This is a genomic window from Syntrophus buswellii, from assembly GCF_046097065.1.
Classification (GTDB): domain Bacteria; phylum Desulfobacterota; class Syntrophia; order Syntrophales; family Syntrophaceae; genus Syntrophus; species Syntrophus buswellii.
In genome coordinates this window covers 2,935,990-2,954,451 of sequence record NZ_CP175563.1, presented here as the reverse complement: position 1 = coordinate 2,954,451, position 18,462 = coordinate 2,935,990, and the positions used below count along the sequence as shown (strand labels likewise).

The following is an 18,462-nucleotide window of genomic DNA, read 5'->3' as shown; positions in this document are numbered from 1 at the left end:
AGGCCGGTTACGCACAAACGGAAACGGCCACAGCCAAAGCTTCAGAACCTTCTCCCTTCCCGGGCGCTCGAGCCGCCAGGATGACTGTTTCGTCCCTCGTCCCTTTCGGGCAAGCATGACCAAGGCATCCGAGGCAAGATTGCGGCGCTTTTCCTAGGCCATATCTGAACGATGGCGCCATTTCTTCCTAGGCCAAAATTACGATATCTCTTAGTAAAAATAAGGTATTACCTGAATTGACAATCCCTGGAAGTTGTGTCTTTATTTTTTTTCATAATTAATATGGGGTTTCCGGTTCTGTCTTCTGTGCGGCGGAGGAGGGTCGGCGTTCTCCCGGGCGGGCGCTCCCGGGGAGAACGCTGTCGATCTGACTCTTCAACCGACAGCGGGACGCGGAGATCCCTCCAACCCGAGTTTTCACTAAGGAGGTTTTCCAAAATGCCAAAGGCTCGTCGTTCCCTGCTGTTCATGTTTCTGTTCTTCTTCGTCTGCTCCTCCCCTTTTCTCCTTTCCGCTTGTGAGAACAGGGCAAAGGAGGAGAAGCTGAATTTCACCACGGAGTACCAGGCTGTGTTTATGGCTAACGGTCAGGTTTTTTTCGGTAAGATCGAGAACGCAGGGGCGGCTTACCCGCTGCTGAAGGAGGTTTATTATATCGGCCGCCAGGCGGCTCCGGAAGAAAAGGAAGTGAGGAGCATCCTGATCAAGCGGGGCAGCGAATGGCACAAACCGGAGTATATGTACATCAACCGGCAGCACATTGCGGTGATTGAGCCCGTCTCGCCCGATTCCAGGGTGGCTCAGCTTATCAAGGAAGCGAAGACGGCGAAGCCAGCGGAAGCTAAGCAGCCATGAGGAGGAGAAAGTACCAGGCAACCGTTTCATGTTGAAGGTTATCCATTTTTGCACGTAAGGAGGGAGCCATGAAGGGTATGTTAAGGAAAAGGGGTGGGGCCTTAAGCCCGGTTTTGTTTCTTCTGCTATTCTGGCTGTGGATCATCTCCGGCCAGGCGGCCGCCGCAACGAACGCCACATGGTCGTTGGGTGGAGATGGTGTCTGGAACAATCCGGCCTATTGGGACATCGGGATGGTTCCTAACGGAAAATACAACGCTTTCATCATCGACGGCACATCCACTGTGACGAGCAACATCAATGTGGCTGTTGAAAACCTGACGCTTGCTTCGGGTAACGGACTTATCGTACAGGACGGGACGTCTTTTTCAATCTCAGGCGGGACAGGGATCGTCACCAACGACGGGACGATCAGGATCGCCGGAAACGGGACTGACACCAGGTTTTATGTCGGCAGCCCCAATGTGACCCTGACGGGTTTCGGTACCCTGATTCTCGATCCGGGCAATTCGGCTCAGCGAAGCCGGATCGGTTCCACCAACATCAACTATGTCCTCACCAACGACACGAACCATACCATCATGGGTGCCGGTTACATCGGGGAGGGCAACATGGGGCTCGTCAACCGGGGAACCATTGTGGCGAATAACACGGCCGGTCCCCTATACATCTTCCTGAACGCTGCGGGGGCTGTGAATGAAGGGACCCTCAAAGCGACGGGCGGCGCCGGCCTTCATCTCGTCGGCCGGACGTTCGACAATGCCACGGGTTTGATTCTCGCCGACGGAGCCGATTCCTATGTCGGTCTCAGGGAAGGCGCCGAAGTGAAGGGAGGAACCTTCACCACGACCAACGGCGGTGTGATCGCGACCCTCAACAGCGGAACGATTGACGGGATCACCCTTTCCTCCGGTTCCTCGTTTCAGGGCTGGGACGGCACCAACACCTATCTGCGAAAAACCATTACCAATTCCGGGACGATGACGATTGCCGGCAACGGGATCGATACCCGGTTCTACGTCAACAGCGCCGATGTGATCCTGACCGGTGCGGGAAAGCTGGTCCTCAATCCGGGCAATTCGGCGCAGCGAAGCCGGATCAGCTCCACCAACAGCAACTATGTCCTCACCAACGACACGAACCATACCATCATGGGTGCCGGTTACATCGGGGAGGGCAACATGGGGCTCGTCAACAGGGGAACCATTGTGGCGAATAGCACGGCCGGTCCCCTCTACATTTTCCTGAACGCTGCGGGGGCTGTGAATGAAGGGATCCTCAAAGCTGCGGGCGGCGCCGGCCTTCATCTCGTCGGCCGGGCGTTCGACAATGCCACCGGTTTGATCCTTGCCGACGGTGCCGGTTCCTATGTCGGTCTCAGGGAAGGTGCCGAAGTGGAGGGGGGAACCTTCACCACGACCAACGGCGGCGTGATCGCGACCCTCAACAGCGGAACGATTGACGGAATCGCCCTTTCCTCCGGTTCCTCGTTTCAGGGCTGGGACGGCACCAACACCTATCTGCAAAACACTCTTACCAATTCCGGGACGATGACGATTGTCGGCAACGGCAGTGATACCCGTTTCTATGTCGACAGCGCCGGTGTGACCCTGACCGGTTCGGGGACGTTGGTTATGAATCCGGGCAATTCGGCACAGCGGAGCCGGATCAGTTCCACCAACGGCAATTTCGTTCTCACCAACGATACGGATCATACGATCCTGGGCTCTGGCTGGGTCGGCGAGAACAACATGGGACTCGTCAACAAGGGGACCATTGCGGCGACCAATGCCGGCGCCCCTCTGTACATCGATGTGAACAGCAGGGATGCCGTAAATGAAGGGACCTTCAAGGCGACGGCCGGTGCCGGCCTTCATCTCATGAACGGCTACTTCGACAATACCAAGGGGCTCATCCTTGCAGAGGGGAGCGGCTCTTATGTCGGCCTTGTGGACGGCGCCATGGTGAAGGGGGGCACCTTCACCACGACCGGCGGCGGTGTGATCGCGACCCTCAACAGCGGAACGATTGACGGGATCGCCCTTTCCTCCGGTTCCTCGTTCCAGGGATCGGACGGCACCAATACCTACCTGCGGAACACCCTTACCAATTCCGGGACGATGACGATTGCCGGCAACGGGAGCAACACCCTCTTCACCCTGAACAGCGCCAGTGTGACCCTGACCGGTTCGGGGACGCTGGTCATGAATCCGGGCAATTCGGCTCAACGGAGCCGGATCAGCTCTTCCGACGGCAATTTCGTTCTCACCAACGATACGGATCATACAATCCAGGGCTCCGGCTGGATCGGCCAGAACAACATGGGCATCGTCAACAAGGGGACCATTGCGGCGACCAATGCCGGCGCCCCTCTGTACATCGATGTGAACAGCAGGGATGCCGTAAATGAAGGGACCTTCAAGGCGACGGCCGGTGCCGGCCTTCATCTCATGAACGGCTACTTCGACAATACCAAGGGGCTCATCCTTGCAGAGGGGAGCGGCTCTTATGTCGGCCTTGTGGACGGCGCCATGGTGAAGGGGGGCACCTTCACCACGACCGGCGGCGGTGTGATCGCGACCCTCAACAGCGGAACGATTGACGGGATCGCCCTTTCCTCCGGTTCCTCGTTCCAGGGATCGGACGGCACCAATACCTACCTGCGGAACACTCTTACCAATTCCGGGACGATGACGATTGCCGGCAACGGGAGCGACACCCTCTTCACCCTGAACAGCGCCAGTGTGACCCTGACCGGTTCGGGGACGCTGGTCATGAATCCGGGCAACACGGCTCAACGGAGCCGGATCAGCTCTTCCGACGGCAATTTTGTTCTCACCAACGATACGGATCATACAATCCAGGGCTCCGGCTGGATCGGCCAGAACAACATGGGCGTCGTCAACAAGGGGACCATTGTGGCCAACAATGCCGGCGCCTCTCTGTACATCAATCCCAACGCCAAGTTGCTTGACAACCGGGGAACCCTCCGCGCCGAAAGCGGTGCGACGCTGGCTGTATTGGATGGATTGAAAAACTACGGGAGCAGCACGCTGACCGGCGGCACGTACTACGCGGCCGGCACCATCAAACTTCCCATTGCTACGGCGGGTATCGTAACCAACGCAGCGACAATCGTGATGGATGGGCCGACATCCGCCGTTCTCCGCTATGCCGACAATACCGATGCCCTGAAGGGCTTTGCAACCAATGCGGCGGCCGGGGACTTCACCATCAAGAACGGGCGGGATTTCACCACGGCCGGAGCGTTCAGCAATGCCGGGCAGATGAGCTTCGGAACGGGCAGCGATTTCCAGGTCGGCGCCGCGGGCAGCCTGCAGGATTACACCCAGAGCGCCGGGATCACGACGGTTGATGGCACGCTTTCAGCGAGCAGCGTGGCGATCAATGGCGGGATCCTGAAGGGAACGGGAAGCATTACGGCAAGCGTAATCAATAGCGGAGGTACCGTTGCTCCCGGAAACTCCCCCGGGACCCTGACCATTCATGGAAGTTATGAGCAATCGGAGTATGGAACCCTGGCGATTCAGCTTCTCAATTCAGGTCCTGGCAATTACTCTCTCCTTGACGTGAACGGCTCGGCAAGTCTGGGCGGCGCTCTTGCGATTTATGTCCTGTCGAATGCGATGATTTCTGACGGCGACACCTTCACGGTTCTGACCTCATCGGGAATTCTAGGCGATTTTGCCTCCATCTCCGACAACTCGGCATTCATTGATTTTACATGGAGTATCTATGACGGCAAGGATGTGATCCTGACCGCCCACGGAAACGCCGTACCCATTCCGGCGGCTTTCTGGTTCCTGGGATCCGGGATTGTCGCCGTCCTCGGAATAAGAAAGAGGATGGGATGTTAATCCTGTAAGAGGGGAATTAAAAGCAGGGGGCGACTCGGAATGGAGCGCCCCCTTTTTTTATATCTGCGCACCGCATCAATCCCTCATCGGGCACGTGCCGGCCTTGAGCACTTCGATTCGGGCAAGGGACCTCTGAACAGAACGGAGCGCATGGCAATGCCGTCCGCAGGAGGGTGGCGCACCCGGGACCGGCGGTTTTTTCTCGTTCAGGGCCAGCCTTATTCCGTGTCGGGGATATTCCTTTGACCCGGTACCGGAGCCATAGAGAACCATGGAAGGACTCAGCGGGGATGATTTTTTTATCTTTACATGAGAAGCCATTAAAGTTTTAACGCGCCGGGCCGATAAGGGATATAAAAACCGGCAACAGTGTGCAACGAGGTTGCAGCCGGGACCTCGTCGCACGGAAGAGACGATCCTCTGACCAGAACCGCGGAGAAGATCCCCGAATCAGTCAATCGGCGGGTTGAACTTGTCCTTTGCCGACAAAGTGATTTTCCCCGTATGCTTTTTGCTTGCCTGTATGTAAAAAGATCTTCCGATTCCAGAGCAAAGGTGGCGGTAAAAAGGCCGTCTGCGCGGTCCAAAGAGGAGCCGATGCGGGTGCCGTCAAGGGGCGCTTTGATATGGAATTGGACGAGTGGAATCATGAAGCTGCACAACACACAGGACTGAACAACCCGAGAACAAAAAATCGATGAAGAGATTGAGGCCGATTCCCAAAAACATCTGGCCGGATCACAAACGATTGCTCTGTTATGGCCTCATCGTTACGGCCCTGTTTTCCCTCCTCTACCTCCTGGATCCCCCTTTTCTCCGCTTTCTTGAACTGCGGTTTTACGATGCGGTCCTCCGTGAAAACCCGGTTGACAAACCTTCTGCGGATATTGTGATTGTCGATATCGATGAACGCAGCCTCCAAGAGTTCGGGCAGTGGCCCTGGCCCCGTCATCGTGTTGCGCGCCTGTTCAGAGAGATCAACGCGCAGGGCCCTTCCGCCGTCGGGGTTGATCTTCTGTTTGCCGAACCGGACCGGACATCATTAGCTTCTGTTCTTCAGGATATCAAGGAGACATACGGAGCCTTTCCCCGCATGGACCATGTCCAGCCCGCGGTCATGGACAACGACGCCCTGCTGGCGGAAACCCTTCATTCCGGTCCTTTTGTCCTTGCAAGGAAATTTTTATTTCAGAATGAAGCCGTCAGCTCAAGAGAATGTGTGTCTCATCCGATTTCCGTTGCTCTACTTGGAGATGCGGACATCCAGCCGGAAAACCGGCCCTTTTACAAGGCCTCCGGGGCCGTCTGCAATCTGCCGATTTTTGATGCCGCCGCTTCGTCAGTTGGTTTTATCAATGCCTCCTTCGACATCGACGGGCTGATGCGTCGCATTCCCTTGATGATGCGGTGCGAATCCGGCTCTTCCGGTGAGGAGTATTTCCCCAGTCTCGTCCTGGCTGCCATCGTGAAGCACATGAAGCTTCGTCAGGTGTTTGTAAAATTGACTTCCACGGGAACGCCCTGTGAAATTCTCCTGGGAGACAGGGCAATTCCCGTGGATGGGCGCGGCAACATGCTGATTCATTTTCGGGAACAGGAAAAGGTCTGCCCTCATGTTTCCGCCTCGGACCTGCTGTCCGGTCGCCCAACGGACATCTCTCTGAAGGGGAAGATCGTCTTTGTAGGCACATCCGCCACCGGCCTTGGAGAGCGAACCATCACGCCCGTCCATTCGTATCTCCCGGGTGTGGAAATCCACGCCACTGCGGCCCAGAACATTCTCCAGTCGTGCTTCATCAAAAGCCCTCCCTGGATTTCCGGCCTCGAATTTTTTGTCATTCTCCTGGCCGGGGTCCTGTCGACGGTCCTCTTTGCGAAAACCAGCGCGAGGGGAAGTCTTCTTTTCGCCTTTGCCGCCCTGATCGGATTGAGCGCTCTTTCGTGTTTCGCCTTTCGCATCGACGGCATTGTCGTGTCTCCTCTCGTCCCCCTGCTGACGGTTGCAGCCAATTTTTCTCTTCTTAATCTCTCAAAGTTCTGGCAGGCTGAACGGAGCCTGCGCCGGAGTGAAAATCGGTATCGCTCCATTTTTAATAACGCCCTCGAAGGAATCTGCCAGATTGCTCCGGACGGTCGCATGGTAGCGGCAAACCCGGCTCTCGCGCAGATGATGGGATTTCAAACGCCGGGGGATTTTCTGGCCGCTGTTCCGGATGTCTCTTCGATTCGCCTGGTCCATCCCGATGATGGGCGGAAGATTCTCGAATCGCTTCTGAAAGATGTCGAAATCAGGGGCTTCGAGACGGAGGTTTATACGGGAAAAGGAACAAAAATCTGGGTGTCCATCAACGCGGGGACGGCGAAAAACAGCGGAGAACTCACCTGCTATGATGCTTCGATTGAAGATATTACCGAGAGAAGGAGATGGGAGGAAACCCTGCGGGAATCCCGGCAAAGGCTTCTGGATATCATAGAATTCCTGCCCGATGCGACTCTGGTCGTTGACAGGAGCGGCCGGGTGATTGCCTGGAACCGGGCGATGGAATTCATGACGGGGATTGGAAAAGAGGCTATGCTCGGCAAGGGGGATCGGGAATATGCCCTGCCGTTTTACGGAGACCGGAGACCGATCCTGATCGACCTCGCCCTTTCGCAGGATGAAGAGATAGCGGTGCACTATACGGCCATCCGGCGGAAAGGGGATATCATCTTCGGCGAAGCCTACGCTCCGAACCTCCCTCCCGGCGATGTTCACATATCCGCTACGGCCTCTGTGCTGCGGGATTCTGAGGGTTGCGTCATAGCCGCCATTGAATGCATCCGTAACAATACGGAACGAATGCGGATGGAGGAGCGGCTGAGAAGGGCGGAGAAAATGGAATTTCTGGGCACAATGGCGGGTGGAGTGGCGCACGACCTGAACAATGTCCTGGGCGTACTGGTCGGTTATGCCGAGATGATGATTCTCGAGATTCCGGAGGGAAATCCTCTGAGGCGTTATGCCATCAATATTCACCAGTCCGGTGTCCGTGGCGCTGCGATGATCCAGGACCTGCTGACCCTGGCCAGAAGGGGGGTCGCGGTATCCGAAGTCTTCAATCTGCGCGATCTGGCATCCGTGTATTTCAATAGCCCCGATTTTGCCGGGCTGAGGCAGGACCATCCCCAGGTATCCTTTCGGACGGATATATCCAGTGACCTGATGAATGTGAAGGGATCGCCCACCCACCTGTCGAAGGCACTGATGAACCTGGTTCCGAACGCGGCCGAGGCGATTTCGGGGCAGGGAGAAGTCGTTGTAAAAATGGAGAATTGTTATCTGGAGACACCGGTCAAAGGGTACAGCGAAGTGAAGGAGGGGGATTATGTCGCCCTGTCTGTATCCGACACCGGCCAGGGGATTGCGTCTGGGGAACTGGAGCGGATTTTCGAGCCGTTCTACACGAAAAAAACCATGGGAAAAAGCGGGACAGGCCTGGGATTGGCCATTGTCTGGAGCACCGTCAAGGATCACGGGGGATACATCGAGGTGACGAGCCAGGAGGAGGTGGGAAGCGTTTTCACCCTCTATTTCCCGGCAACGCGGGAGGGGCTGGCACAGAGCAAGGAGCAGATCTCCCTCGATCAGTGTACGGGCTCGGGAGAAACCCTCCTGGTGGTCGATGACAACGAAGGTCAAAGACACCTGGCGGCGAGCATATTGGCCAAACTGCACTATAACGTGGTGACCGCTTCCGGTGGAGAGGAGGCAATTTCCTACCTGACGTCCCAGAAGGCGGATCTGCTGCTCCTGGATATGATCATGGACCCGGGAATCGACGGCCTGGAGACCTACCGGCGAATCCTTGAAATTCACCCCCATCAGAAGGCGCTCATTCTCAGTGGATATTCCGAGACTGAGAAGGTGAAAAAAGTCCTGGAACTCGGGGCCGGGGGATTTCTTCGAAAACCTTATTCCCTTGAAGGGCTTGGTCTGGCGATTAAGGAGGAGCTGTCTAGGCCAACAGGGTCGGCTGCTGTCGGTCCAACAGCACGGTCAGCAGAATGAGAAGCGCCTTCCGTGTGGCGGATTTCCAATTCGGGTCAAAGGAAAGGCTGTAATCGTCCCATCCTGAAACGATGTTCGTGAAAAAAGTTGCCGCTCCCGCCATCCCGGCTTAATGGGTTCTGCGCATAACTGACGCGAAATATTTCCGCAAATCAATTCCTTATTAATTCTTCAAATACCCTCATAACATTCAGAAGCGACAGATCGATTTCATTCTTGAAGTTGCTGATACGCCCTCCGCTCCAAAGATCCCTTCCGAGAAAAGGCCATTCGTCATAGTTATTTTTAAAGGAAAAGAAGGAATATGCTTGACATTATGCGCGAGAAAGCATATGCCCAACGGCACATATATTAAAGACCGCATATGCTATGCGCTGCATGGACGATTCAGCCTTTTTTTCCAAACGAGAGTGATGAAGGAAGGTATGCCGTCAAATCGGCGAAACGGGACACTTCCTGTCGTCGAGGAGAACAGCGGATGCCAGGGGTAAAGGGGTGTGTGAAATCGTCGGTCAGGTTCAGCGATGTAAAGAAATCTGCAGAGGAGGAGAGTGTGACCGGTCATTTTAATCAAAGCAATTCATTGTCCATCCTTAACGAAGCAGCGGATGTTCTCCGCTGTCATTATGGAGCCGCCATGGAATCTCTCTTTGTTGAGAGGCTGGTGGTCGGCGTTTTTTTTACGGGCGTAAAACTCTCCAACGGTTCCGGAGGGGTTGCCTACACGCCGCCCGAAACGGTGGCGGATGCAGGCCGGCAGATTCTGCGGGAAGATTTCCCTCCCATTTCCGGGATGCCTGTACAGGACGTTTTGTCCGGTACCCTGTCAAGTCCCTTTGCCCATATCCTTCGGCTGGCGGCGATCAATGCCCTCTCCGTGCCCCTTTTCCGGGAGGAACGATATGTTCTGGCGGAGAACACGGACCTCTCGGATGTCTCGCATCTTTTTGCCGAGCGGCGGATCTGCATGGTGGGGGCGATCATTCCACTCCTGAAACGCCTGAAGGAACTGGGGGCCGGGAAAATTCAAGTCATTGATTACAAAAAGGAAAGTCGGAGCGAAGTCGAATCGGCCTGTGGGGAATTTGTTTCTCCGGAGCATACGGCGAAAACCCTGGCGCAGTGCGAGACGGCCGTTTTTACCGGGGCGACCGTCGCCAACGGTACGATTGAGTCTCTCCTCCAGCTTGTTCCGCGAGAGGCCGTCGTGGCCGTTGCGGGACCAACGGCGGGCTTTGTCCCGGGGCCCCTCTTCCGGCGCAGGGTGGCCCTGGTCGGAACCGCCATCGTGACGGACAGCGATGCGGCTTTGGAGATCATTGCCGAGGGAGGCGGCGCCTATCGGCTTTTCGGCCGCTGCTTCAAAAAGATCAATGTGCTCAACGAGGAACGGATCGAACAATTAACGAGGAGAGACAATGACCGAAGAGCAACAGGCTAGGGATCAGTACGCCATACTGCTGGAAGAGGCGGGGCGCTTTCATGGAGACATCTGCGGCGGCATTCAGATCGGAACGAGGATGACCATGTGTGCCCTGCGAAAACTGGGCATTGCGGATCCCAAGGGGGCGGATGGGAAAAAATTGATGGTCTTTGTGGAAATCGATCGCTGCGCGACGGATGCGATCATGGCCTTGACCGGATGCAGACCGGGAAAAAGAACCATGAAGGTCCTCGATTACGGGAAGATGGCGGCAACCTTTGTAAATCTGGAAACGGAAAAAGCGGTGCGGGTGACAGTCAAACACAAAAGAGAGGACGGCGAAGACGGCGGAAGTGAAACCGACTTCGGAAGCCTCAGCGAAGAGGAGCTTTTGTCCGTCACCGAGGTCGAAGTGCCTCTGCGTCCCGAAGACATGCCCGGCAAGCCCGTCCGCTACTACCGGTGCGCCCTTTGCGGGGAAGATGTTCTCGATGGGCGGGAGATGAACGGTGAGGGGGCAACGCTCTGCAGGCCATGCTTTGAGAAAAAGAAGTATTATTGCGTAAAGACGGAAGGTTGAGCGGGTAAGAGGCGATGCGCACGTGCTCTTCAGGTATGGAAGCGGGGCGATCGAACTGCGGGGAGACGAACTCTGTTCCAACAATGACGGATCGGCAAATCCGCACCTGCAAGGGAATGCTCCTGTCCCTTGTTTTTCATGCCTTTTGCGTCGCGGTGATCCTGTTTTCCGGGAACCTGTCCGCTCAATATTCCGAGACCCCAAGAGTTTTCCTGACTTTGGAGCCGCCGGGCGGGAGTCTGGAAGAAAGCCGCCAGGAAACGGCGGCCGGAAAAAAGACTCAGAGCCTCCCGATCCGAGAGAAACTCTCCCGGCAGAGCCCGATCCGCAAGGCACGTTCATCTGATCCCGCTCCGGCAGTGGACAGGGCCTCCGTTGAACCGGCGAAGGATGCCGTTCCCCTGCTTGACAAGACGCCGGTTGAGACGGCCGCTCCGCTAAAGGCTGTTGGTTCCGGCGCCCATGAGGAAAGCGTTGCATCTGTTGCAGGCGCCGGAATCGGAGCGGGAAGCAGCAGTCGCATGAGGAACGGTGCAGACGGCAGTGAGGGAGCGGGAAAGGGCCGCGAATCCGGGGAGGGGCTGAAGAGCCGCTATTTGAGGGAACACTTTGCCTATATCCGCGACCTTATATTGAAAAATCTCACGTATCCCCCGATGGCCAGGAAGAACGGCTGGCAGGGAAAAGTGAAAGTGTCATTCATGATCCGGGAGGATGGAAAGGTGGAAACCATAAGGATTGTTGAAAGTTCGGGATACGTCGTGTTGGACAGGAACGTCGTGGAGACGATTCGTGAGGTCCAGCCCTTTCCGAAGCCGCCTGTGCGGGCGGAACTCGTCATTCCCGTCACCTACGCTCTGAAGACATGAACCATCAGACGGCAGATCCTCGATCTATGAAACGCAATCTTCTTTTTCCGATGCTGTCGCTTCTTCTCGTTCTTACGGTGGCCTTTTCGCTGACCCTTGGCAAATATCCTATTATGCTTAATGATATCGGAAACTTCTTCCTTATGAAAATGTTCGGTGCGGGCAGCATGGACCCTGAACGATACAGTCTTCTGGAGAGCCTGCTCCTCGAGATTCGGATGCCCCGGATTATCGCGGCCATCCTCATCGGTGCTTCGCTTGCCGTAGCGGGGACCGCCTTTCAGGCCATGTTTGTCAATCCCCTCGTGTCGCCCTCCCTTCTTGGCGTTCTGGCAGGGGCCTCATTCGGCGCAGCGTTTGGAATGGTTTTTTTCAAAAACTGGATTGCCGTGCAGATCCTGACGTTTCTTTTCGGTTTTCTTGCCGTCCTGTTCTCCGTGGGCATTGCCCGGATCCACAAAGGCAATACCATCCTTCTTCTCGTGCTCGGCGGCGTCATCAGCAGTGCGCTTTTCACTTCCCTTTTATCCGTCATCAAATATATCGCCGATCCCTACAACCAGCTGCCCGCCATCACCCAGTGGCTCATGGGCGGTTTGTCCCTCGTGGATGGGAAAAGCCTGCTGGCTGCCGGGATTCCTCAAACGGCGAGCATCGCGCTCGTCATCCTGTTTTCCGGGTATCTCAATGCCCTGAGCATGGGGGATGAAGAGGCGCGGTCGCTGGGCATTCCTGTCGAGGGGATCCGTCTGGCCCTCATCTTTCTGGCGACGCTGATGAGTGCGCTGACCGTCGTGCTGGCGGGAATGATCGGCTGGGTGGGGCTCATCATTCCCCATATCGCCCGGATGCTGGTGGGGCCCGACAATAAGATCCTTGTTCCGGCAAGCGCCCTCATCGGGGCCATTTATCTGATTGTCGTCGATGACATTTCGCGGATGATCTTCACGGTGGAGATCCCCATCGGAATTACCACCGCTCTGATCGGCATCCCCTTTTTCGTAATCATTCTGAGGAAGGCAAAAAAAGGATGGAACTGAAATCCCTGATCGAAGTGGAACATATTTCTTTCGGCTATACCCGGGAGATCGTGCTCAGTGACGTCAGTTTCGCCATCGGTGAAGGTGAAATCGTGACCCTGCTGGGGCCGAACGGTTGCGGGAAAAGCACCCTGATCAAGATCATGCTCGGTCTTCTCCGTCCCGCCAATGGCGATGTTTTCCTTAACGGCCGAAATATCGGACAGATAGGTTCAAGAGCACTTGCCAGAAAAATCGCTTATGTCCCGCAGATCCACAGGAGTTCCTTTCCCTATACCGTGATGGATGTGGTGCTCATGGGGAGGATTCCCTACAAGCCGTTCTTCTTTCGCTATTCGAAGACCGACCAGCGGATCGCAGGCGATGCCCTTGAGAGGCTTTCCATTTCACATCTTGCGGACAGGGCGTACACGGAAATCAGCGGCGGCGAGAGGCAGTTGACCCTCATTGCACGGGCCCTTGCCCAGGGGGCAAAGACCTTCATCATGGACGAACCGGCCAGTGGTCTCGATTACGGGAATCAGCTGCGGCTCCTCGATCAGATCATCAAATTGTCCCGGGAAGGATACACCTTTATCAAATCGACGCACTCTCCCGAACACGCCCTCTGGATCGCGGACCGTGCCATTCTGATCAAGAACGGCGCCATCGCAGCGGACGGAAAATGCGACGAGATCATCAGTTCCGAGAATCTCTTTTCCCTTTATAACGCCAGGGTCAACGTGCTGAAGCTCACAGGATCCCTGCGGGTATGCGTTCCCCAGACCATCTGCGGCTGTGCGGGGTTCGGCCATTCTCCAAGGGTGCTGGACGATTCGGACAGCCCACTTCCCTGTGCGGTCATTCAAGGGGCATGAGGCGATCCGGGCGCAGGCGGTTTGGACATATCGATTTTATGAACCAGCTATTAAAACGTTAAGCCATCAGGAAAGAGGACAAGAATGGAATGGCTGAAAGAAGCAGTGGATTACGGAATTATCTGGTTCCTTGTTTTCTTGAGCTTGATCTCTGTGGGGATCGCCATCGAACGGCACCTTCTCTACAGAAAGATTCAGCTTGAGAAGTTTACGGACCGGAAAACCCTCGAAATGGAGCTGACCCGGAAGCTGCACCTCATCGCGACGATCGGCAGCAATGCCCCCTATATCGGTCTGCTCGGGACCGTCTGTGGGATTATGCTGACCTTTTACACTCTGGGCAGGGATGGATTTCTGGATACGGGGAAAATCATGGTCGGCCTCGCCCTGGCCCTGAAGGCGACCGCTGTGGGGCTTTGCGTGGCGATTCCCTCCGTGGTTCTTTACAACCTGCTCCTGCGCCGGGTCAAGGTTCTTCTGATGAACTGGGAGATTCAACATGGAAGAGAAGGAGTTTGACTACATCAACGTCATTCCCCTGGTGGATGTGATGCTGGTCCTGCTGACGATCGTTCTGACCACCTCGACCTTCATCGCCACCGGAGGCATTCCGGTGAGCCTTCCCAAGGCATCCCAGAACCGGATGGAGACGCTGAAGGTTCGCACCGTAGAAATCGACCGAAACGGTCAAATCTATTTTTCCGGTCAATCGGTCACCCTTGAAGCGCTGGCGGATGGCATCCGGTCGCTGGACCGCGGCAGCCCCTTTATGATCCGGGCGGACCGGGACATCCCGCTGCAGAATTTTGTGGATGTCCTGGATGTCGTGAAAAATTCAGGATTTCGGCAGGTAAGCCTCCAGACGGAGACAATAAAATAAAGGAGTTCACAGCATGGACATTCTGGAGAATATTCTCAAAACCGTCAAGGAAGATGCACCGGTCCAGGAGGTGAGAAGAGGGCTCTCCTGGACCGCCGTGGTGAGCAGGCGCTGCGGTCTGGCCTCGACCATGGCGCAGGGGGGCTGCAGCCACGAGGATGGAGGGGGACTGGAGGGCAATCTTACGGAGATGAGCGCCCTCGGCCTGGCGCGCTACGGTCTCAGCGGCGGCATGGCAAGGGCATCCCTGGGACTAGCCGTCATCAATTCCCTCATCGATGTGGACCCGAACCGATATTCCGATGTCGAGGGGCTGAAACTGGTCAAGGATCTGGGCAAGGGGAAGAATATCTCCGTCATCGGTCATTTCCCCTATCTCGATGCGCTGGCCAGAGAGGCCAAAAATCTCTGGATCATAGAAAAGCGGCCCAGGGTGGGAGATTATCCGGAAGAGAGCGGAAATGATCTTATCCCGCAGTCGGACATCGTCGTCATCTCCAGTACGACCCTCATCAACGATACCCTCCCCGGCATTCTCAAGCTCTGCAGAACAGGGAGCGTCAAGATGCTTCTCGGGCCATCGACGCCCCTCTCCGAGGTGCTCTTCGATTACGGCATCGACATGCTCGCCGGGAGCGTGGTGACGGAAAAGGACGTCGTACTGAAATCGGTGAGCGAAGGGGCTTCTTTTCTTCAGCTCAAGAAGAATGGCGGCGTTCGCTTTGTGAGCATCATCAGGGATTACGACGATATCGTCCGGAGGCTTGCGGGAGCGGAATGAGGAGAGGAGAACCTCCAGGAGCAGGGGGAATTCTTTTGAAAAGGGCAATTTCTGCGGCAGGACGGTACAGACAATATAACTTGAAGGAGGTTCAATCAATGAAAAACAGGAGGATTCTTTTTATGTTGGGTATTTTGTTAACCGTATTATTCGGCGCCGGTATCGGTAATATCCCCCTTTATGCCGGGGATCACAAAATCATCACCGACATGTGCGACAAAAAGGTCGAGGTGCCGGTCGAGCCGAAGAGAATCGCCTGCATGCACTGCGTGTCTCCGGAAAAGATCATGACCCTCGGCGGGGGCAATTCCATACTCCTGATGGCACAGCAATCACCTTGGGCCTACCGGCTCTATCCGGAGATCAAAAAAGCTCAATCCAATAAGGGCGTCACGCCGGAGCAGCTGCGGGATATGAACGTTGATTTCGTACTCTATACCCCCGGGATGACGAAAGAGTCACCCTATAGCAAGGCCGGTTTGAAAACGGTCTGTACCTTCAACGTCGACACTAGACCCGGGAGCCTCGATGAATATCGGCAGAACTTTAAACGGCAGATATCCTTTTTCGGCGCTCTTCTTGGACCGGACGCGAAAGCGAGGGCGGATCAATATAACCGCTATTTCGACCGGAAGGTCCAGCAGATCCTCTCCATCACCTCAAAGATCGAAAAGAAAAACAGGCCCAGGGTTTATTACGGCGGTCTGCACGGCAGCCCCCTGGGCAGCCAGGGAAACGGCAGCGTGATGCACTGGAACACCGAGGTCGCCGGCGGCAATTACCTGCCGGCGGCGCTGGATGACAACCATGCCACGGCGACCCTGCAGCAGGTGCTGTTGTGGGATCCGGATATTATCCTCCTGAGCGGCTATTTTGATCCCTCGGATGATCTGAAGAAGAATCCGGACTGGGCTTCGCTGAAAGCCGTCAAAAGCGGGAAGGTTTATCATCTCCCCCGGGGGATCTACACCTGGGATCATGCCAGCGGCGAGGGCGTGCTCCTGATGATCCATCTGGCCAAGATCTTTTACCCCGAACAATTTCAGGACTGGGACATGATTCAAGAAATGAAGGCCTTCTATTCCGAGGTGTACGGCAAGGCGGTAACGGATCAGGATGCGGAAAGGATCCTGAACTGCCTGCCCCCGCTCTCGAAGGAAGAAGCTGCGGTAAAGGCGGGTGAAGCGGTTCCGGGAACAGCTCCGGAGCAGGGTTAATGCCCCTTGTTGCTTTGGAAGGGAAATCCGTCCATGGCGGAAGAGGAGAAGCGGCGGGTGATCATTCGATGGAAAACAACAACTCTTCTACAATCCAGGGAAAGAATCAAGCGAAGTCCGACTGGATAGACAGGCAGAATTTCTGGAATGGACGGGCTCGGGAGTTTTCGGAGCATGCCGCCTCCACGGGATATCCTGCGGCTTTTCTCCGGATTATGAAACCCCGTAAAAGCTGGACAGTGCTTGATATGGCCTGCGGCGGCGGGACGCTTGCGATCCCCCTTGCCCGAAAGGTGAAAGCCATTACCGCCGTCGATTTTTCGGAGCGCATGCTGGAGATCGTTGAGCAGCGGTGTTGCACAGGCGGCATTGCGAATGTGAAGACCCTCCTGGGACGGTGGGAGGACGATTGGGACCGCCTGGGGATAGGCGTTCACGATGTGGCCATCGCTTCCCGGTCGCTTCTCAGCGAAGATGACGGCGGCTCCATAGCCAAACTGGACAGAATTGCAGAAAAGGCCGTCTATATCTCCACGCAGGTCGGTGACGGTCCCTTCGACAGGAAGCTGCTGGAGTCGGTGGGAAGGGAGTTCAAACAAAGGCCGGATTATATCTTCTATGTCAACCTTCTCTATGAGATGGGGATTCGGGCGAACGTCACCTTCATCCCCGAGTCGAACCCCAATTCCTGGGAAAGCCCTGAAGAGGCGTTTGAAGATCAGCGGTGGATGCTTCAAGGAATGACCGATGAAGAGGAAGAGAAACTCCGGACATACCTGGGGCAGTGCCTGGTTCGAGTCAAGGGGCGCTGGCGGTTGCCTTATTCAAGGAATTATTGCTGGGCGGTTCTGTATTGGACGAAAAACGGAAGGGGCAAAGGATGAGAGGACGGACGGCAACAGTGCAGGGCATGTGGAACCGGTTTTTTTGGGCACTGACCTTTTTGCTTCTGGCGGTCCTGGGCTCTGCAGGGTCTTCGCAGGGCAGGGAAATTACCGACATGTTCGGGAAGAAGGTGTCCGTACACGATGTCCCGCGGAAGGTTTACAGCACCTCTCCACCGGTCACCTACATGCTCTATGCCCTTGACCCCGCCATGCTGGCCGGCCTCAATTTTCCGGTCCGGCCGTGGGAGAAGCGCTACCTTCGGGAAAGCATGCAAAGTCTGCCGGTTCTGGGGGGGTGGTTCGGACAGGGAGCGATACCGAATCTGGAGATGATCCTGAAAATCAATCCCGAGATCGTCGTGACTTCCTCACAAGATTCCGCCATGAAGACCAAGGTGGATGAGGCGATGAAGCGGATGCCCATGCCCGTCATTTCCGTTTCCCTGAATTCGCTGGCGGATTATCCCGGTGCCTTTTCCTATCTCGGCGGGGTTCTCGGCCGCCGGGCGCGGGGGGAAGAGCTGGCTGCCTATACCCGCAAAGTGCTCGCACAGATGTCCGCCCTGGCGGCCTCGATTCCACCTGGAAAGAGGGTTTCCGTGTACTATGCCGAAGGCGTCGACGGACTGAGCACGGAGTGCGATTCCTCGCCGCATGCGGAGCTTATTCCTCTGGTTGGAGGGCGGAATGTCCACCGCTGCCGGTCCTCTAATCCCATGGGGATGGAAAAGGTCGGGTTCGAACAGGTCCTGCTCTCCAATCCGGAGGTGATCCTGGTCATGGAGGACGTCTTCTACAGGAAGATCTTTTCGGATCCTCTGTGGCAGCGGATCAAGGCCGTACGGAACAAACGGGTCTATCTCATTCCCAGGGAACCTTTCAACTGGTTCGACCGGCCGCCGTCCTTCATGCGGCTTCTGGGGGCTAAGTGGGTGGCGGGCTGTTTGTACCCGACCATCTACAGAGCGGACATGGTCAAGGAAACGCAGGATTTTTTCAGGGTTTTTCTTCAGGTCAACCTCACGCCGCAGGAGGTTCGAGCCTTGATTCATCGGCAACAATAATCAACAAAGAAGAAAGGAGATGAAGATTCACGGGGTGCACTGCCTGCTGTCCGCCTGGACCCGCCTGCAAACACGGGAATACG

At 55.9% G+C, this 18,462-nt stretch carries 14 protein-coding genes; all 14 read left to right on the top strand.

The annotated features are described in order from the left end of the window. The first annotated feature begins 438 nt into the window (after positions 1–438). On the top strand, positions 439–855 hold the full coding sequence (locus tag ACJ77P_RS13285) for a hypothetical protein (RefSeq protein WP_367359429.1): 417 nt from the start codon (positions 439–441) through the stop codon (positions 853–855). Positions 856–923: 68 nt separating this feature from the next. Then, on the top strand, positions 924–4,733 hold the full coding sequence (locus ACJ77P_RS13280) for a beta strand repeat-containing protein (protein ID WP_408998512.1): 3,810 nt from the start codon (positions 924–926) through the stop codon (positions 4,731–4,733). 697 nt (positions 4,734–5,430) lie between these two features. Continuing rightward, the gene (locus ACJ77P_RS13275) at positions 5,431–8,781 is read left to right on the top strand and encodes a CHASE2 domain-containing protein (protein ID WP_408998511.1); all 3,351 of its coding nucleotides are present in this window, start codon (positions 5,431–5,433) and stop codon (positions 8,779–8,781) included. A gap of 553 nt (positions 8,782–9,334) precedes the next feature. Further along, the gene (locus ACJ77P_RS13270) at positions 9,335–10,222 is read left to right on the top strand and encodes a Rossmann-like domain-containing protein (RefSeq protein WP_408998510.1); all 888 of its coding nucleotides are present in this window, start codon (positions 9,335–9,337) and stop codon (positions 10,220–10,222) included. Further along, on the top strand, positions 10,200–10,784 hold the full coding sequence (locus tag ACJ77P_RS13265) for an FmdE family protein (RefSeq protein WP_408998509.1): 585 nt from the start codon (positions 10,200–10,202) through the stop codon (positions 10,782–10,784). Before ACJ77P_RS13270 ends, ACJ77P_RS13265 begins: the two co-directional genes overlap by 23 nt. Before the next feature lie 83 nt (positions 10,785–10,867). Continuing rightward, positions 10,868–11,653: an energy transducer TonB gene (locus ACJ77P_RS13260; RefSeq protein WP_408998508.1), complete on the top strand. Its 786-nt coding sequence runs from the start codon at positions 10,868–10,870 to the stop codon at positions 11,651–11,653. 26 nt (positions 11,654–11,679) lie between these two features. Continuing rightward, the gene (locus ACJ77P_RS13255) at positions 11,680–12,693 is read left to right on the top strand and encodes a FecCD family ABC transporter permease (protein WP_408998507.1); all 1,014 of its coding nucleotides are present in this window, start codon (positions 11,680–11,682) and stop codon (positions 12,691–12,693) included. After that, positions 12,684–13,550 (top strand): ABC transporter ATP-binding protein, encoded by an 867-nt coding sequence (locus tag ACJ77P_RS13250; protein ID WP_367359422.1) that lies wholly within the window; start codon positions 12,684–12,686, stop codon positions 13,548–13,550. Before ACJ77P_RS13255 ends, ACJ77P_RS13250 begins: the two co-directional genes overlap by 10 nt. A gap of 84 nt (positions 13,551–13,634) precedes the next feature. Continuing rightward, positions 13,635–14,069, top strand: a complete 435-nt coding sequence (exbB, locus tag ACJ77P_RS13245; RefSeq protein ID WP_367359421.1) for a TonB-system energizer ExbB — start codon at positions 13,635–13,637, stop codon at positions 14,067–14,069. Beyond that, a complete protein-coding gene (locus ACJ77P_RS13240) occupies positions 14,050–14,430 on the top strand; it encodes a biopolymer transporter ExbD (protein ID WP_367359420.1) in 381 nt (126 codons plus the stop codon). The genes exbB and ACJ77P_RS13240 overlap by 20 nt, the downstream gene beginning before the upstream one ends. 13 nt (positions 14,431–14,443) lie before the next feature. Further along, positions 14,444–15,211, top strand: coding sequence for a DUF364 domain-containing protein (locus ACJ77P_RS13235; protein ID WP_367359419.1), 768 nt, complete (start codon positions 14,444–14,446; stop codon positions 15,209–15,211). A 122-nt stretch (positions 15,212–15,333) separates the two neighbouring features. After that, positions 15,334–16,428 (top strand): ABC transporter substrate-binding protein, encoded by a 1,095-nt coding sequence (locus ACJ77P_RS13230; RefSeq protein WP_408998506.1) that lies wholly within the window; start codon positions 15,334–15,336, stop codon positions 16,426–16,428. Then, positions 16,428–17,312, top strand: a complete 885-nt coding sequence (locus ACJ77P_RS13225; RefSeq protein ID WP_367359417.1) for a class I SAM-dependent methyltransferase — start codon at positions 16,428–16,430, stop codon at positions 17,310–17,312. Before ACJ77P_RS13230 ends, ACJ77P_RS13225 begins: the two co-directional genes overlap by 1 nt. Then, entirely contained in the window at positions 17,309–18,379 is a 1,071-nt protein-coding gene (locus ACJ77P_RS13220; RefSeq protein WP_408998505.1) for an ABC transporter substrate-binding protein, read from the top strand. Before ACJ77P_RS13225 ends, ACJ77P_RS13220 begins: the two co-directional genes overlap by 4 nt. Positions 18,380–18,462: the final 83 nt, after the last annotated feature.

Bases quoted from the DNA above. Each gene is read 5' to 3' on its own strand.
- ACJ77P_RS13230 (WP_408998506.1), top strand. From the start codon at position 15,334: ATGTTGGGTATTTTGTTAACCGTATTATTCGGCGCCGGTATCGGTAAT.
- ACJ77P_RS13225 (WP_367359417.1), top strand. From the start codon at position 16,428: ATGCCCCTTGTTGCTTTGGAAGGGAAATCCGTCCATGGCGGAAGAGGA.
- ACJ77P_RS13255 (WP_408998507.1), top strand. From the start codon at position 11,680: ATGAAACGCAATCTTCTTTTTCCGATGCTGTCGCTTCTTCTCGTTCTT.
- ACJ77P_RS13265 (WP_408998509.1), top strand. From the start codon at position 10,200: ATGACCGAAGAGCAACAGGCTAGGGATCAGTACGCCATACTGCTGGAA.
- ACJ77P_RS13260 (WP_408998508.1), top strand. From the start codon at position 10,868: ATGACGGATCGGCAAATCCGCACCTGCAAGGGAATGCTCCTGTCCCTT.
- ACJ77P_RS13285 (WP_367359429.1), top strand. From the start codon at position 439: ATGCCAAAGGCTCGTCGTTCCCTGCTGTTCATGTTTCTGTTCTTCTTC.
- ACJ77P_RS13250 (WP_367359422.1), top strand. From the start codon at position 12,684: ATGGAACTGAAATCCCTGATCGAAGTGGAACATATTTCTTTCGGCTAT.
- ACJ77P_RS13235 (WP_367359419.1), top strand. From the start codon at position 14,444: ATGGACATTCTGGAGAATATTCTCAAAACCGTCAAGGAAGATGCACCG.
- exbB (WP_367359421.1), top strand. From the start codon at position 13,635: ATGGAATGGCTGAAAGAAGCAGTGGATTACGGAATTATCTGGTTCCTT.
- ACJ77P_RS13280 (WP_408998512.1), top strand. From the start codon at position 924: ATGAAGGGTATGTTAAGGAAAAGGGGTGGGGCCTTAAGCCCGGTTTTG.
- ACJ77P_RS13275 (WP_408998511.1), top strand. From the start codon at position 5,431: ATGAAGAGATTGAGGCCGATTCCCAAAAACATCTGGCCGGATCACAAA.
- ACJ77P_RS13240 (WP_367359420.1), top strand. From the start codon at position 14,050: ATGGAAGAGAAGGAGTTTGACTACATCAACGTCATTCCCCTGGTGGAT.
- ACJ77P_RS13220 (WP_408998505.1), top strand. From the start codon at position 17,309: ATGAGAGGACGGACGGCAACAGTGCAGGGCATGTGGAACCGGTTTTTT.